This window comes from Lactobacillus gallinarum DSM 10532 = JCM 2011 (assembly GCF_001434975.1).
GTDB lineage: Bacteria > Bacillota > Bacilli > Lactobacillales > Lactobacillaceae > Lactobacillus > Lactobacillus gallinarum.
This window is the reverse complement of record NZ_AZEL01000050.1, coordinates 66160-81345: the sequence shown is the minus strand read 5'-3', so window position 1 is coordinate 81345 and position 15186 is coordinate 66160. Positions and strand designations below refer to the sequence as shown.

Here is a 15186-nt window from a genome sequence, read left to right as displayed (position 1 = left end):
GTGAAATTGGTTTATTTTGTTAACTTATAAATTTTGTCAAAAGGCACACGTGCTGGAATAAATTTCGGATCATTAATTTCCGCATTTTTATCGATATAACCGATTGCAATAGCCATACCGACTGCTTCATCTTCAGGAATCTTAGCGTATTTTCTAACAAGATCTGGATAAGAAACCATTGAGTGAGCTGGCATAATCCCCAATCCGCGGTTAATAGCTAAAAGCATGATACTCTGTGCAAAGATACCCAAATCAAATACTGACCAAGCTGGTGATTTCTTAGGTACTGTTAAGAAAATAATAGCTGGGGCATTAAACATTGTTTTGTTAGCATGTGAAAATAATTGCAACTTGTTTCTAAAGAAAAAACTTTGAGATGCACCCATAGTAACCATGTTTCTACTTGGGAAAACATCCCAATCAAGTGACAACATTGAAGCAAAATCTTCATCTGGCTTAATATCATTATCATTATTTTCAATTGAAGCTTGTTTAAATTTCTCTAAGGGATCCCCTACTAACACATATGCTCTCCAAGGCTGTGAATTAAGCAATGAGGGTGATTGTTGTGCCTTTTTAATTATTTCGGCAATCGCATTTTCAGGAACTTTTCTATTAGTAAATTTCCGAGTTACATGTTCTTTTTGAAAAACTTCTTTAAAATCCATTGTTATTCTACCCTTCTAAAAAATTATTCTGTTTCATTCATGCATATTATAGTTTAACCGGTCTAGGTTATCTTTACTCTTTTTTGCCCTCAGCTTTTTTTCTTTGAGCTTCAATTTCTTTTAAGTGGGCACTCATTGCTAAATCATTTTTCCTCATAGCTATAAAAGCAGTAATGGTCAGCTCTAATCCGCCTACACAGATTAGTAGCAAACCAACTGGAAATAAATATAATGCTCCTTTAGGAATAAACGAGGCCTTAATTACCCAACACAAAATTCCAATCAGCATCAAAATAATTCCTATAAGCACCGCTTTTGTATTTGGTCGATATCTTTTCATTATTTCTCCTCATCTTTTCTCTGCTTCTATCTTAACAAAAAAATCCTAGCTTCACCTTAGAAGCTAGGATTTAAAACTACTTTTTTATTAGTCTTATTAAGATTTTATTTGAGAGGGAAAATGACTAATTAAATTCAATAGTTTGTACTTTTTGGGAATGCTTAACAGCACCCTTTTCAATTGGAGTAACTGACTTTACAAGATCCATGTTGGTATAAACTACGATACAACTGTCATCGTAGCCTTTGTCAGTGATCATTTGGAAATCCATTGTGGCTAAAGGCTGACCCTTTTCAACTTTATCGCCTTGGTTAACACTAACTGTAAATGGAGCACCTTTTAATTCAACTGTATCAAGACCTAAGTGAATTAAGATTTCTAATCCATTATTTGTCTTGATTCCAATGGCGTGTTTAGTTGGAAAGAGTGTAGAAATAGTACCGTCAACTGGTGCATAAATTTGATTATCTTGTGGTTTAATTGCAAAACCATCACCCAGCATCTTGGTTGAGAAAACATCATCTTTTACATCAGTAATTGGCATAATGTCGCCATCAACCACTGCATCTACTTCCATACCTTTATTCTTCTTAAAGAAATTAAACATAATTTAAACCTCTAGATTTCTAAAATTCAAGTAACAATATCAACATAAAGCATAGTACCGATAAAACGGCCGCTACCAGTGAGATAGCAATTACTACTGGACTAATATTATCTTGTGTCTTTTTTAAAGTTTTGGCTTTATACATTCCCAAGATGGCTAAAACACCACAGAGCAAGTTGCCAACCAAAATTTGACCAATGAGTTGACTTACCATCAAAAAGCGATAAGTTTGTCGATTAATCAAAAATTGCTTTTTATTTAGCAGCAAATAGTAGCCGAGAACAAAGTCAACGATTGCAATAATAGTAACGATTGCCACAGCTGGCTGCTTAATAACGATCATTTTGATCGATTGATCCGACGCACCGCTACGTAACGCTATCAATGCCCAGAATAACAGCGGAGCAATGAATAGGATGTACGAATACCAAGTAAGAATCTTTTTAGTATCCAAATTCATGCTTCTGGTCATTCGATCAAAAAAGTTTTCAACTTTTTGTTTACTAATTGCCCACATTGACTTCTACATCCTCTCCTTGGCTCTGTTGCCAAGCCACATATTCACTAACAAGCAAATCAATCAAATAATATGCTGGAGTAAAGGCTACTTTGCCACTCTTATAATCGGCATCATCAGTAAAGGCAATTGTTGGGAAATAAATATTATGCTGAACAATTGAAGCTAATTTATTCTGTTTCATATTAGTAAATGAAACATATCTAAATTTATCGTTTACCAATTCAAGCTTGGTAATTTCTTCATTAATTGTCTCATTATCACCCGTAAATGAAATTACGAATAAGATATCGCCTTTTTTAGCAAAGCGGCTAACCGCCTTTAATTCATCAAGAGCTGACGGTAAAACTGTTGCATGCTTGCCAACTATAAATAGTTCGTGAGCTAGATACTGTGCAATCAGCTCCTGCTGCCAACCAGTTGAATAGATGTAGACTGTACTAGCATCGTCTAGATCATGATATAAGCTATCAAAATCACGTTGCTTAAAATACTTCAAAACGTCATCATTTACTCGACTGAGTTCTCTTGCAAAATTATTTTCAATTTTGATTGGCTTTTGCTTTGATTCAGCCAATTCTGCTAAATCAAATTTCAATTCGCTGTAGCCAGTTAAGCCTAACTTTTTACATAAACGAAATATTGCTGATTCAGATACATAGAGCTTCTTCGCTAATCTTGCAAGGCTTAACTTACTACAGTCTTTCGGATTATTTAAAACAAATTGAATTATCTGTTTTTCAGAATCGTTTAGTTTATTACTATTTTCATAGACCATCGATCTTAAATTTGCCATATTTACCTGTGTCCTTATCAATATATAATTTATATATTAATAATACCACAAGCGCTTACAGTTATAATAATTGTTTCATCTGATCAACAACTTGATCGGCATCCAATCCAACAACAATGTCAATTTCGTTGTTGTCCTTGTGTTGAACTTCATATGAATCTGCGATCTTCTTGAATTCAGAATCTGGAGCAACTTTCTTAGTGTCAAAGACGTGAGTTCTTACTCTAGTTGAGCAAGCAATTACATCCTTAATGTTTTCGCCACCACCAAGAAGGTCAACGATACCTGTAGCTCTCTCAATGTATGGATTATCTTGTTCAGTTGAAACCTTAGCGTCACTGCCGCTTTGTTGCATCAATTGAGTCATTTCGTCCAAAACTTGAGGAACGTCAAGACCAACAATAACTTGTAATGCTTTACCGTGGTGAACAACGTTAACGGCCTTGTTGGCCTTAAATTGTGAGTCTGGAGCAACCTTGCTTGGATCAGCAACAGATACACGTAATCTAGTAGCACATGATGACAATTCAGTAATGTTTGAAGCACCACCTAATAAGTCAAGGTATGCAGTAGCTCTTGCGATGTAAGGGTCGTTTGCATCCTTACCTGCTGCTTTAGCAGCCATCTTTTGCTTGTATTCTTTCTTGTTGATAAGTTTAACGTCTTCGTCATCAGCTTCACGACCTGGAGTGATGTAGTTAAACTTCTCAATCATGATCTTAAATACGAAGTAAGTAATAATACCGAAGATAATACCAACGATAAATTGCATTACATATGTATGCCAGTGGTTTTCCCAAAGTGGTAACCAGTTCATTGATGCAATACCAATGGCACCGTCTGACATGAAACCTCTTAAACCAAAGGCCCACATTACAGTGTTCATAGTAGCTGACAATACTGAGTAAATTACCCAAAGTACAGGAGCTGCAAACAAGTAAGTAAAGTCGATAGGTTCAGTAATACCAGCTAATACTGAGGTTAAAGCAGCTGGGATAAGCAAAGCTGAAGTTTGCTTCTTCTTGTTCTTCTTAGCAGTTGCGTAGAAGGCAAGACAGATAAATGGTACTAAGAATACCTTTTCGTTACCGTAAAGTTGGAATCCTTCAACTGAAGCGATTTGTGAAAGTGGTTTAGTACTTGCAGCGTATTCAGCAAGGTGCTTCAACCAGTATGGTTGCAAACCGCCGGCAACAACGGCTGGACCGAATTGGAATGGAATGTATACCAAGTGGTGAAGACCAGTAGGAATCAATACACGGTTCAAGAATTGGTAAATCCAAACACCGATAAATCCACTATCTACGATGAAGTGTTGCATGCTGGTGATACCCATTTGAACTTTTGGCCAGCCCCAGCAAGTAATGAGTGCTAAAGGAATCATTACAAAGAATGCTAAAGCGTAGACATAAGTTGAACCTTGGAAAGTACCAAGCCAGTCAGGCAACTTCTTGTCGAAGTACTTGTTGTGTAACCATACAACGATCAAAGCAACAACCAAGGCACCTAAGATACTAGTGTCAAGAGTCTTGATACCAGCAATGTTAGTTAAACCGTGGTTAGTAGCGTTAGCAACAATTTGAATCTTGTCAAAGTTAGGAATGCCAAATGCTGCACCCCAGTGGGTAAGCATTGCACCGATGAAGTAGTTGTAAGTCAAGTAAGCAATAACTGCTTCCATGGCTGCTCTACCTCTAGCCTTATTAGCTAAACCGATAGGCAAACCTACAGTAAACAAAATACCTTCTTGGTTGAAGACTGTCCAACCACCAGCTGAAATTGTGTCCCAAACTGAGTTCCATGCCGTCCCTGGATTAGCAATTGAGCCAAACAGAGTTGGGTTATTGAATAAACTTCCTAGAGCTACAACAATACCCGCAAACGAGAACAGCATAACTGGGACGAACATTGCGGCCCCAAACCGCTGAAACTTTTGCATCATAATAATTTACCCCTGAAAGAAAAAATCAAACTAAATCAATTGTTTCTTGTATTACACCTAATCTATTTCACCAAATCTAACTAGTTGCAAGGTGCTCATACAACTAGATCTTATCTAAATATTTCTCCTCTAGATAATTGATTAAGATAGAAAATCTAAGTGATATCAAATTCAGATTTATCTCTATCTCAGCAGCTAGCTTACATTCTTATTTATACCATAGTTTTTCTTTTATGTAAGCGTTTTTAAAAAAGCTGAAAAGCTGTTTCAAGGTATTAAAATAATATTTCATCGCCTGAAATATATTTCAGATATTTTTTTAGCATATTTAATCAAATGAAATATTTTTGTGCCCTTTATAGCGTATGTTCAAGCAAAAAGTTTACATGCCAATTTAGTTTGTCAAGAAATATGCTATTTATTTTATTATTTATATACATATTAAATGTATGCAAAATATTTCATTTTCATACGCTTCATGTTTAGGTATAATGAAAGCGATTACCAAAAATAAGGAGCTCTTTATGGCAATTAAATTTATTGCATTAGATACAGATGGAACTTTGCTTGATTCAAACGGTAAAATCTTACCTAGCACGAAAGAAGCAGTTAAAAAGGCATTAGATCAAGGAATTAAAGTCGCATTATGCTCTGGTCGTCCTATCGCAGGTTTAAAACATTTTATGGATGAATTAGGCATAGTTGGGCCTGATCAATATGCAATCACTCTAAATGGTGCAATTACTATAACTGCAGATGGTCAAGTTATGACTGAAGATTTGGTTTCAAACAAGTTTTATCGCAAAATGTACGATTTCGGTAAGAAACATCACATTCCATTCAATGTCGTATCTCCTGATTCAAAGATCATTACTGGAGATCATGACGTTGATTTGATGATCTACACACAAGCTTACGAAAATTCTGCTACATTATATATTCGCCAGCCGGATGAATTGCCTGCTGATTTTGAAATAGCTAAGGGATGCTTTGTAGGCAAAGAACAATTAATTGATCAATGGGAAGAAAAAATTAGCCAAGAATTTGAAAAGGATTTATATGTAGTTCGCGCTGATTCATGTTTTCTTGAATTATTGCATCCTGGCGTCAGCAAAGATAACGGCTTAAAGGAATTAACTGAAAAATTAGGAATTAAGCCAGATGAAGTAATGGCAATTGGTGATGAGCGTAACGACTTAACGATGTTTGAATTTGCAGGAACAGCGGTCTGCATGGGTAACGGCAGTCCAGTCGCTAAAGAACACGCTGATTATGTTACTGCTTCAAATGATGAAGATGGTATTAGTAAGGCTTTTGAAAAATTCTTATAAACGAAAAAACTGGACTTAGCATATGCTAAATCCTGTTTTTTTATATTATTCTAGCCTAACAAGCGCTCAATATTTTCATATATGACTAATTTTCTCTTGCCCGTCATCATCCAAATCGCAATAGCTACTGGAACTACAATTGAAACAAGCGAGCTGACCCAATCACTAAGAGTGCCTGACCAAACCTGTGCTTTAATTCCACCATTAACTGCATAATTCAAAAAATCAACGCCAAAGTGATACAGCATCGGTAACCACAATTTGCCAGTATATAAATATAGGATAGCTAGAACTAAGCCCAACGCTGCGGCATAGATTACTTGGTTCAAGGTCGCCGCAAAATCCTGACCGCCTAAATTAGTAAAATGCAACAAGCCAAAGACAACCGCACTAACAATCACAGTGATCTGAACTCGATATTTACTGTTAGCAAAGCCAACTATCAAAGCTAAGATCGTCAAATAGCGGTTGGTTTCTTCAAAGACACCTGCTTCTAAGGCTCTACAAAACGATGCCCAAGTTGGTTTCAACGGATCAAAATCTGGTTTGAATAAGATTTCTACTAGATTATTTCCTTTTTCGCAAAACTCTGCCCAGAAGGCAAAGACAATACAGAATAGAAGTAATAAGATAAATGTCACATTCGACCAGTTACTAGACTTATGCCATTTTAAATCAGGATTGAAGCTAAAGCCCCAACATTTTGCAATCAGCATTGCTGCTAAAAATGCAGCTACTCCAGCCATCAAACCGAAAGAAATCAAGACGTTAATCCTTTGCGGCTTTAATTCAATCGCTGTCGATGACAAGAGCACCATGTCAAAGTATCAAGCTGCAATTAAGCGGCCAAACCAATTTTGCATTTGCCCTATCGCTACCACTGCGACTGGTAAGTCCATTACTAGCAAAATAAGTCCAAATAAAACGATAATGCCTAATTTAAAACTGACATAACACAAAATATTGTGAAAAAGTATGTACCACGTCACCGATAAAATTGCAGGCATGATTATAATTGCTAACCAGCGAGTGACTGCTGACTTCTTTTTTAACCAATTAAAAGCTAAAACCAGCACTGGTAAAATACTAACCACAATACATAGTCCTGCTGTAGCTAGATGTACTTAAAATTGCCATACACCACCCAAAGCAGGATGACGATAGCTATTTCCCATCTGAAGTAAATATTCCACTTTCTTAAGTTCATTTTCTTTCTCCTTTATCTCAAGATTATTATCTAGCTTTCTAGTAAAGGCAGAAATATAACTTCAAATCCGGTTAATTTTTAGTCAAATTCGGTAACTATTTTGTTTCAAATTATAAGTGTTTATCATACCTTTCATCACATAGGTATAGCGACGAGAAAACTTGATTACATCCCCATTAGGAAAGCTAATCTCCTTTTTCTTTAAATTGATTTGTGCAATATTTTTCGGATTTACCAAATATGATTGTGATACTTTCTTTAAAAACTCATTTTGCTGATCAATGTTCTTAATATCGCCTGCAAACTCGGCAGTGCCATCATTACGCACCAAACACAGCTTGTGTGGTGCCCTGGTTGTTGAAATATGATAGATATCATCAATATTAACGTTGCGAATGATCCTGCCTAAACGATAAGAAAACGTCATCTTCTTGCTAAAATTAGCCTTAGCTAAATTATTTACAGCATCCCGTACCGTCTCATTCAATCGCTGCTGCAAATCAGAATTACTTTTGTTGATATAGTCAATCGACCCGATACGCCGTTGATAGGTCAACTCCATGTATTCGTCATAAGCAGTTACAAAAACAATTTGTGCTCGCTGATCTAACTTTGTAATTTCTTCAGCTAGATCCACACCGTTTATATCGTCCTGGTTATCGCCTAATTCAATATCTAAAAAATAGATTCCGCCGTCTAAGGGATGTTCATTTAGATAGTTCAAGACCTCATTTGCATTTTGAGCAGTCGTACCGATTTCAAGTTCAACTTCTTCGGGCTGCATCATTGCCGCAATTCCCAATTTCAAAGCTAAATTACTTGCTTGCGCAAGATCATCATCACAAATAATCACTTTATATTTCATTTCTATTCCTAGTCAATTACCATAGTAAAATTAAACCAATTATCTTTTTCACTATATTCAATAAACATGTTGTCATATTGATCATTTATTGCTTGAACATTAGCTAATTGCTCGCTTTCTTCAATAGCATTATCAAAGGCGATGCCAATAATCCGCACTAAATCAAACAATTTCACGTTTTTAGGTAAAACTTTAATCTCTTTTTCGCATTCAAAAGAATACTTGATTCCTAATTCATTAGCTTGGGCTAGTTTATTCACAACCAAACTTTTAAGTGCATCATTATGTAAGTGATTCAAATTTTAAAAATGCCAACTATTTTCATCATTAATCTGTTTTTCCGTATACTGTGCCAATTCTTGAACTAATTTTTGATCATGATTATTCACAGCTACTGTCCGCATCGTTGCTAGTAATTTCAAATAATCATGCTTAAATCTGCGCAAACGATCTTCACTATCTTCTAAATCATGTAAATAGAGCTTAAAGTTGCGCTGTTCCTGCTTTTTTAACAATTTTTTCTGTAGCTGTACACTTGCAATATAGACTGCCACAATAAATAGAGACTGCATTTCCATGATCAAAATCCCAAAAATTTCAGCTGGTAATTTGATTTCTGGCACTCGCATAATATTGACAATTAATGCGCAAGCATAAAGATAGACTACTAGCCAGTCAGCAATCCGGCGATTTTCATTAGTTAAAAATTGATGAATCTGATAACGCCATTTTTTCAAAATTAGATACAAAATAGTTAAAACTACCGGATAAAACAAGAAAGCAAAAATTATTGGCAAATAGGAAAAAACATAATTGCTCATTAAATAAGTTAAGATTAAAACCGAGTGAATTAAGGTAATTGCTGCAACAGTTAACAACTTACCTGCTCGTTTGTAAAAGTAACAGTAATAAAGAGCAATAGTTGTAACGGGACTGATAATATTGCTCCATTCTGAGATATACTCTGCAATTACTTGATTGCAAATAAAAACGACCAATGCAAATATTAAATCTCGCTTTTTAAATTTGACATTAGTAATAGCGTAAAAAAATATTAGCTCTAGTACTACAAGAACTACCGCTCCTGTGTAATAACCTAGATCGTATGATGAAATATTTATTTCCCTTTTCCTCCTACTATTTATTACTCTTCACTTTAGCATTATTTGCAAAGGTATAATTGTACTGATTCAAATTCGGTTATTTTTCAATCAAATTTGGGCAAAAAATAATCACTACCGAAATGATAGTGATTATTAATTATATTTATTTGTTTGCACATAATGCCGATTAAACAACCAAAGACAAATTATTGCCAATATCATTAATGGCAAAACTGCTAAGAAGACTTTGACAAGTGAAATGTTATGCGAGCCTGTATTAGAAGTAAGAATCACAGGTTTAAAGTCGATGAAGAAGTGTAATACCATACACCAAACGATATTATTCGATAATAAGCGCAAATATATCAAAATTATTCCGGTAGTAAAAGCGAAGATGACTTGGCCAACAGTAGATTGTAACGGTTGGTGCGTGAAGTTAATTAAGTGCATACAGCCAAATAAGATTGAACTGATCAACCCAGCTATCAAGAACCGATTCTTGTTGTGATAAAAGAAGCTTAATAAGCTATTAAAAAGCAAGCCGCGAAACAGCAATTCTTCGATTACCCCTGCCATCAACGCTATCACAAACATCGAAATAATTTTATTGATCGCCATATGAGTAATTTGCATAATAGACGCCAGCAGAATCGAAATGATATATGGCACACCCACTATCAATAAAATCCAGCTCCAAATTTTTTGTGCTTTTCCAGACTGCATTCTTGTTTGTAATACTTTAGCGGTACGACACAAATGCAGCAATAACGATGCTAAAACTAGGGTTAATACAATTATCAATAAATCCTTGATATACCAGAGCCTTGATAAATGCGATACTAGCGGCCATAACGCATATATTACCGTTAACACCACAAAGCTGACTAGCATCTTCCAGCTATTTCTTTTCCTTGCATTCTCATCATCTAAATCTACATAGCTGCTTAAAGCTAATTCATTTTCCTATTTCTAATTATTCAAATAATTAATTAAGCCTGGCAAAACTTTTTCTGCCTCTTGCCGTCCCACATAATAGACACGCTTAATTTCATTCTTGTCTTGCTCAAGCGTTCCAATATTTAATGCCTCTGGCGGTCTAATGACGAAAGTTTCTCCAGTATTTTCATCCGCTTCAATATTATCTAACACGGCGTTATAGTCTTCCGCTCTTGTAGCCAATTTATCAAGCACAGCTGGATACTCACGCAATAATACCCTTTCAACCGGAAAAAGCTTGCTTTGCTTCTTTCTGTACTCCTTAGGCTGCGTTGTAATCACGATCTTTTTATCAAAATTATTTTTCTTCAAAAAGCCATATGGAATCGAGTCTGAAACGCCGCCATCAAAGTAGTAATGACCGCCAATAGCTACAGGATGGGCAAAAAATGGAATGGATGATGATGCTCTGATCCATTCTAAATCTACATACCCCGCATCCCTCAACTTATGGTAAACCGGCTCACCTGTTGCGGCATCCGTTGCCACGCACCAAAAGTCCATTGGATTAGCCATAAAAGTCTTTTTATCAAACACATCTAACTTATCTGGTAAAACGTGATAACAAAAGTTAGCGGCATATAAATTGCCTGATCTGCGCCATGACTTCCAACTAGCGTAATACGGCTTACCCGTAAAACGCAGATTATAACGCAATACTCGTCCGATCTGCTCTGACTTCATATTAACGCCAAACGCTGCACCCGCCGAAACGCCAATTGCACTATCAAAACTTATATTATTTTCCATTAAGACGTCGAGCACACCCGCGGTGAAAAGTCCACGCATGGCTCCGCCTTCTAGTACTAAACCTGATTTCATATCTACCCCTACAAAAAAGACCTATGTTTTTCGACATAGGTCTAATTTATTCTTATTTAGAAATTACTTCAAGCCCTTCCATTTCCATTCGGTAACTTCTGGCATATCCTTACCATTATCACGAATGTATTGGTGGTGCTTTTCAAGTAAATCATCCATGTGACTAATGAAGTCAGCGTTCTTACCCTTTAACTTAGCAACGCTTTCAACAGCGTCCTTTGCAAGGTCGAATCTATCAAGGTGATTCAAGACACGCATGTCAAATGGAGTGGTAATGTCACCATTTTCTTCGTAGCAGTGGATGTGAACGTTGTAACGCTTACGGTCGAACCAGATTGATTGCATCATGCTCTTGTAGCCATGCCATGCAAAGATTACTGGAACATCCTTTGGGAATAAGCGGTCAAATTCTTCATCAGAAATAGCATTCTTGTTGTCCTTTGGTGACATTAACTTCATCACGTCGACAACGTTGATGTAACGGATCTTAAGATCTGGGAACTTGTCGTGCAAAATGTCAATGGCTGCCAAAGTTTCGATAGTTGGTTCAGTTTCAGTTGAAGCAAAGACAACATCTGGCTTTGCACCCTTATCAGTTGAAGCCCAGTCAATGTAGCCTAAGCCCTTGTCAACCAACTTTTGAGCTTCTTCAATTGAGAACCATTGCGGACGAGGTTGCTTTGAAGTTACCAAAACGTTGATGCATTCACGATCCTTAAAGGCCCTGTCACCAACAGCAAGCAAAGTGTTAGTATCTGATGGCAAGTATTCATGAATCAAATCTGGACGATTCTTTTCGTATAAGTGAGTCAAAATACCTGGATCTTGATGAGTGTAACCGTTGTGGTCTTGTTGGAACACAGTTGAGGTAGCAACAAAGTTAAGTGATGGGTAATCATGACGCCAGTATTGTTCCTTAGCTTTTCTAAGCCACTTCATGTGTTGTGTAAGCATTGAGTCTACTACACGACCAAATGCTTCGTAAGTTGCGAAAAAGCCATGACGACCAGTTAATACGTAGCCTTCAAGGAAGCCTTCATCTTGGTGTTCTGATAATTGTGAATCGATCACACGACCACTTGGAGCCATGTTTTCATCATTTGGTTCGTGGATTTCTGGTTCCCATTGACGCTTTTGGTTATCCAAAAGTTGGAACAAACGGTTTGACTTAGATTCATCAGGACCAAAGCCGCGGAAAGTGGTTGGGTTAAGCTTAGCAACCTCATCTAAGTATTTAGCCCATTCAACCATGTCTTGAGCTTCCATTGAACCTGGCTTGTCAAACTTAAGAGCAAAGTCGCGGTAGTCTGGCAAGTTCAAGCGCTTAGGATCCTTACCACCATTAGTGATTGGGTTCATTGCCATACGGTGGTCGCCTTCAGCAGTGTTTTCAGTAACAATTTCCTTAGGTGAACCATCTTCGTTGAATAATTCTTCAGGCTTGTAGCTTTCAAGCCAATCAGTCAACATGTCGGCATGCTTCATATCACCTTGTGAGACAGGAATTGGAATTTGGTGTGCTCTAAATGAGTTTTCAATTGGGTTACCATCAAGATCCTTCTTTGGACCAGTCCAACCCTTTGGGCATTGGAAGATGATCAATGGCCAGTGTGGCAAACTTGCATCGTTATTTTCACGAGCATGCTCTTGAATGGCCTTGATTTCTTCGATTACTTCGTCCATGGTCTTAGCCATTTCTTCGTGGACTTGCATTGGATCCTTTTCACCATCGAAACGGCCACCCTTAAATACTGAAACAAAGTGTGGATCCCAACCCATACCGCGGAAGTATTCAGTCAATTCTTGATCGCTCATTCTTGAAACAATAGTTGGGTTAGAAATCTTAAAACCATTAATTTGCAAGATTGGTAATATTGCGCCGTCAGTAATTGGGTTGATGAACTTGTCACTGAACCAACTTGCTGCAAGCGGGCCAGTTTCAGCTTCACCGTCACCGATTTCAACAGCAGCAATTACATCTGGATTATCTAAAACTGCACCAACACCGTGAGATAAAGCGTATCCTAATTCCCCACCTTCATGGATTGAACCTGGAGTTTCAGGAGCAGCGTGAGAAGCAACACCGCCTGGGAAACTGAAACGCTTGAATAATTTAGCCATACCTTTTTCATCTTGGGTAATTTCTGGATAACGTTCAGTATATGAACCATCAAGGTATGAGTTTGAAACCATTACTTGGCCACCGTGACCTGAGCCTTCAATGTAGAACATATCCAAGTCATATTTCTTAAGTACACGGTTCAAGTGTGCATAAATAAAGTTTTGTGGAGCAATAGTACCCCAGTGACCAATAGGCTTGGGCTTTATGTCTTCAGCAACCAACTTATGCTTTAACAATGGATTCTTCATTAAGAAGAGTTGTCCAACAGATAAGTAATTTGCAGCACGCCAGTAAGCATCGACGCTCTTTAAGTATTCTTTTGAATCGTAATTCGTCATTTTTCCTCCTTTGAGCAAGTTTAAGCGCTCTGTTTTGTAATCCTTTTCTTTATACCTATATCATACCAATTACTGATGAAAAGTCAATCATTTTTATAATTGGATCCTACCAATTTAAATAAGTCTTTAGATTTAAATCAGAATAGCCTTATCCTTGAACTAATCAGTTTTTTATAATGAAATATAAGTGTTTATGTTTTGATATACTTAAAAGTACTGATAAATAAATGCAAAATGCTGATCAAACAAATACGGCTACCTGTAAAAATGCTAGACTAATTCATGGAGAGAGAAAAATGACTCAAGAAGAACGATTAATTCAAATCAAAAAGCTATTGAAAGAAAAACATCAGCTTTCAACTAGAATAATTGCCCAACATTTTAATGTATCTTTTGATACTGCACGTCGTGATGTAATTCATTTAACGACAACTGGACAGGCAATCCGAGTACACGGCGGGCTGATGGAGGTCAATCAAAATAGCGTACCTGATTTTTTAACTAGAAATGAAGTTCAATCACCAATTAAATTGAAAATGGCAAAAAAAGCTAAACGATTCGTTCATCCTGGTCAATGTGATTTTATTGGTTCTTCAACAATTCTAAAACAACTTTGTCCCATGCTTAACGGTATCGATATGCAAGTAGTTACTAATTCAATCGACAATGCTTTAAGCATGTTAACAACCGAAGTCCCTTCTGTTAGATTGCTAGGCGGATTAATCAACAAGTCGCAGCGCTACATTTACTCAAAAGTCGCTCTTGAAACAATTTGTAAGATTCATTTCAATACAGCTTTCATTGGCGCTTCTCGTATTAGACCAGATGGTGTATATGCGCCAAAAATGGAAGACGCAGAAGTTGTACGTACGGCAATTGCACGCGCTAATCAAGTTGTTTTAGTAGCAGAAAAATATAAATTCACTAACGATTCATCTTCTCCATATATGTCTGCTCCATTGGACAAGGTGGATGTCTTAATAACAGATACTCCTTTAACCAATGAGCAGAGAAGTTGGTTTAATCCTAAAACACAAATCCTACCGGTTTTAAAGGAGTGATTATGATGTTCGGCATTTTTAAACATAACTCAGATACCAAAGAGGTCTATCAAGATTTAAAAAATTTCTATAATAGTTTTTTCAGCAATATTTATAATGAAATGAATATTGGACGCTATCGTCCTATTCGCGATGCTATTGGACTGGTTATTAACAAATTCGATAGTAATGACCATCCACTTGAATATACAAGTAAGTTAGTAATGTATATTCAAGCCAAGGTAGCATTGAATCATTTACATTTAACCCTTGATCAAGAAAAAATAATGAAAAACTTAATAGAAAAAACAAAATATTTAAATCTTTCTTACGTTTATTTAAGTCCAATTGATTCAGCAGAACAATTTGTTAAGATCTAAAGTGAACAGTGTATCTGCTCTAGATCAAAAAATGAAATCCAAAAAGCCGGGTAGAACATTTACTCGGCTTTTTACTTTATAATAGTAAATAAATAGAAAAGATATAGATTTT

General features: G+C 36.5%; 17 protein-coding genes. 3 read left to right on the top strand and 14 right to left on the bottom strand.

The window, feature by feature from the left end:
- Window positions 1-11 precede the first annotated feature (11 nt).
- The 6 genes from FC37_RS06950 to FC37_RS06925 all read right to left on the bottom strand — a co-directional run bounded on the left by FC37_RS06950 (window position 12) and on the right by FC37_RS06925 (window position 4870).
- On the bottom strand, window positions 12-668 hold the full coding sequence (locus FC37_RS06950; protein WP_025005457.1) for a nitroreductase: 657 nt from the start codon (window positions 666-668) through the stop codon (window positions 12-14).
- Window positions 669-741: 73 nt separating this feature from the next.
- Window positions 742-1008, bottom strand: coding sequence for a hypothetical protein (locus tag FC37_RS06945; RefSeq protein ID WP_025005456.1), 267 nt, complete (start codon window positions 1006-1008; stop codon window positions 742-744).
- A 124-nt stretch (window positions 1009-1132) separates the two neighbouring features.
- On the bottom strand, window positions 1133-1615 hold the full coding sequence (locus FC37_RS06940) for a PTS sugar transporter subunit IIA (protein WP_025005455.1): 483 nt from the start codon (window positions 1613-1615) through the stop codon (window positions 1133-1135).
- Window positions 1616-1634: 19 nt separating this feature from the next.
- Window positions 1635-2132, bottom strand: coding sequence for a hypothetical protein (locus FC37_RS06935; RefSeq protein ID WP_025005454.1), 498 nt, complete (start codon window positions 2130-2132; stop codon window positions 1635-1637).
- On the bottom strand, window positions 2119-2928 hold the full coding sequence (locus tag FC37_RS06930; RefSeq protein WP_025005453.1) for a MurR/RpiR family transcriptional regulator: 810 nt from the start codon (window positions 2926-2928) through the stop codon (window positions 2119-2121). The genes FC37_RS06935 and FC37_RS06930 overlap by 14 nt, the downstream gene beginning before the upstream one ends.
- Window positions 2929-2989: 61 nt before the next feature.
- Complete coding sequence (locus tag FC37_RS06925) at window positions 2990-4870, bottom strand: PTS sugar transporter subunit IIBC (protein ID WP_025005452.1); 1881 nt, start codon at window positions 4868-4870, stop codon at window positions 2990-2992.
- A 524-nt stretch (window positions 4871-5394) separates the two neighbouring features.
- Between FC37_RS06925 and FC37_RS06920 the strand changes: the two genes are divergently transcribed.
- Complete coding sequence (locus tag FC37_RS06920; RefSeq protein WP_025005451.1) at window positions 5395-6201, top strand: Cof-type HAD-IIB family hydrolase; 807 nt, start codon at window positions 5395-5397, stop codon at window positions 6199-6201.
- 50 nt (window positions 6202-6251) lie between these two features.
- Here FC37_RS06920 and FC37_RS06915 read toward each other — a convergent pair whose 3' ends face one another.
- The 8 genes from FC37_RS06915 to FC37_RS06885 form a co-directional block, all read right to left on the bottom strand.
- Window positions 6252-7019, bottom strand: coding sequence for a CPBP family intramembrane glutamic endopeptidase (locus FC37_RS06915; protein WP_236697298.1), 768 nt, complete (start codon window positions 7017-7019; stop codon window positions 6252-6254).
- 9 nt (window positions 7020-7028) lie between these two features.
- The gene (locus FC37_RS10825) at window positions 7029-7295 is read right to left on the bottom strand and encodes a hypothetical protein (protein WP_236697297.1); all 267 of its coding nucleotides are present in this window, start codon (window positions 7293-7295) and stop codon (window positions 7029-7031) included.
- A 195-nt stretch (window positions 7296-7490) separates the two neighbouring features.
- Window positions 7491-8273, bottom strand: a complete 783-nt coding sequence (locus tag FC37_RS06910) for a LytR/AlgR family response regulator transcription factor (protein WP_025005450.1) — start codon at window positions 8271-8273, stop codon at window positions 7491-7493.
- Between the two features lie 8 nt (window positions 8274-8281).
- Window positions 8282-8533 (bottom strand): GHKL domain-containing protein, encoded by a 252-nt coding sequence (locus tag FC37_RS10820; RefSeq protein WP_236697296.1) that lies wholly within the window; start codon window positions 8531-8533, stop codon window positions 8282-8284.
- Window positions 8534-8575: 42 nt separating this feature from the next.
- Entirely contained in the window at window positions 8576-9271 is a 696-nt protein-coding gene (locus tag FC37_RS10815; protein WP_236697295.1) for a hypothetical protein, read from the bottom strand.
- Window positions 9272-9529: 258 nt separating this feature from the next.
- Window positions 9530-10009 (bottom strand): CPBP family intramembrane glutamic endopeptidase, encoded by a 480-nt coding sequence (locus FC37_RS06895; RefSeq protein WP_162148727.1) that lies wholly within the window; start codon window positions 10007-10009, stop codon window positions 9530-9532.
- 336 nt (window positions 10010-10345) lie between these two features.
- Window positions 10346-11194, bottom strand: coding sequence for a patatin-like phospholipase family protein (locus tag FC37_RS06890; RefSeq protein WP_025005448.1), 849 nt, complete (start codon window positions 11192-11194; stop codon window positions 10346-10348).
- Window positions 11195-11257: 63 nt separating this feature from the next.
- Window positions 11258-13654: a phosphoketolase family protein gene (locus tag FC37_RS06885; protein ID WP_025005447.1), complete on the bottom strand. Its 2397-nt coding sequence runs from the start codon at window positions 13652-13654 to the stop codon at window positions 11258-11260.
- A 296-nt stretch (window positions 13655-13950) separates the two neighbouring features.
- Between FC37_RS06885 and FC37_RS06880 the strand changes: the two genes are divergently transcribed.
- Window positions 13951-14715, top strand: a complete 765-nt coding sequence (locus FC37_RS06880) for a DeoR/GlpR family DNA-binding transcription regulator (RefSeq protein WP_056945571.1) — start codon at window positions 13951-13953, stop codon at window positions 14713-14715.
- A 5-nt stretch (window positions 14716-14720) separates the two neighbouring features.
- Window positions 14721-15074, top strand: a complete 354-nt coding sequence (locus FC37_RS06875) for a bacteriocin immunity protein (protein WP_025005446.1) — start codon at window positions 14721-14723, stop codon at window positions 15072-15074.
- The last annotated feature ends 112 nt before the right edge of the window (window positions 15075-15186 follow it).

Excerpts from the sequence above, each read along its gene's own strand:
- FC37_RS06950 (WP_025005457.1), bottom strand. The coding sequence starts at position 668 with ATGGATTTTAAAGAAGTTTTTCAAAAAGAACATGTAACTCGGAAATTT.
- FC37_RS06945 (WP_025005456.1), bottom strand. The coding sequence starts at position 1,008 with ATGAAAAGATATCGACCAAATACAAAAGCGGTGCTTATAGGAATTATT.
- FC37_RS06940 (WP_025005455.1), bottom strand. The coding sequence starts at position 1,615 with ATGTTTAATTTCTTTAAGAAGAATAAAGGTATGGAAGTAGATGCAGTG.
- FC37_RS06935 (WP_025005454.1), bottom strand. The coding sequence starts at position 2,132 with ATGTGGGCAATTAGTAAACAAAAAGTTGAAAACTTTTTTGATCGAATG.
- FC37_RS06930 (WP_025005453.1), bottom strand. The coding sequence starts at position 2,928 with ATGGCAAATTTAAGATCGATGGTCTATGAAAATAGTAATAAACTAAAC.
- FC37_RS06925 (WP_025005452.1), bottom strand. The coding sequence starts at position 4,870 with ATGATGCAAAAGTTTCAGCGGTTTGGGGCCGCAATGTTCGTCCCAGTT.
- FC37_RS06920 (WP_025005451.1), top strand. The coding sequence starts at position 5,395 with ATGGCAATTAAATTTATTGCATTAGATACAGATGGAACTTTGCTTGAT.
- FC37_RS06915 (WP_236697298.1), bottom strand. The coding sequence starts at position 7,019 with ATGGTGCTCTTGTCATCGACAGCGATTGAATTAAAGCCGCAAAGGATT.
- FC37_RS06910 (WP_025005450.1), bottom strand. The coding sequence starts at position 8,273 with ATGAAATATAAAGTGATTATTTGTGATGATGATCTTGCGCAAGCAAGT.
- FC37_RS06895 (WP_162148727.1), bottom strand. The coding sequence starts at position 10,009 with ATGCAAATTACTCATATGGCGATCAATAAAATTATTTCGATGTTTGTG.
- FC37_RS06890 (WP_025005448.1), bottom strand. The coding sequence starts at position 11,194 with ATGAAATCAGGTTTAGTACTAGAAGGCGGAGCCATGCGTGGACTTTTC.
- FC37_RS06885 (WP_025005447.1), bottom strand. The coding sequence starts at position 13,654 with ATGACGAATTACGATTCAAAAGAATACTTAAAGAGCGTCGATGCTTAC.
- FC37_RS06880 (WP_056945571.1), top strand. The coding sequence starts at position 13,951 with ATGACTCAAGAAGAACGATTAATTCAAATCAAAAAGCTATTGAAAGAA.
- FC37_RS06875 (WP_025005446.1), top strand. The coding sequence starts at position 14,721 with ATGTTCGGCATTTTTAAACATAACTCAGATACCAAAGAGGTCTATCAA.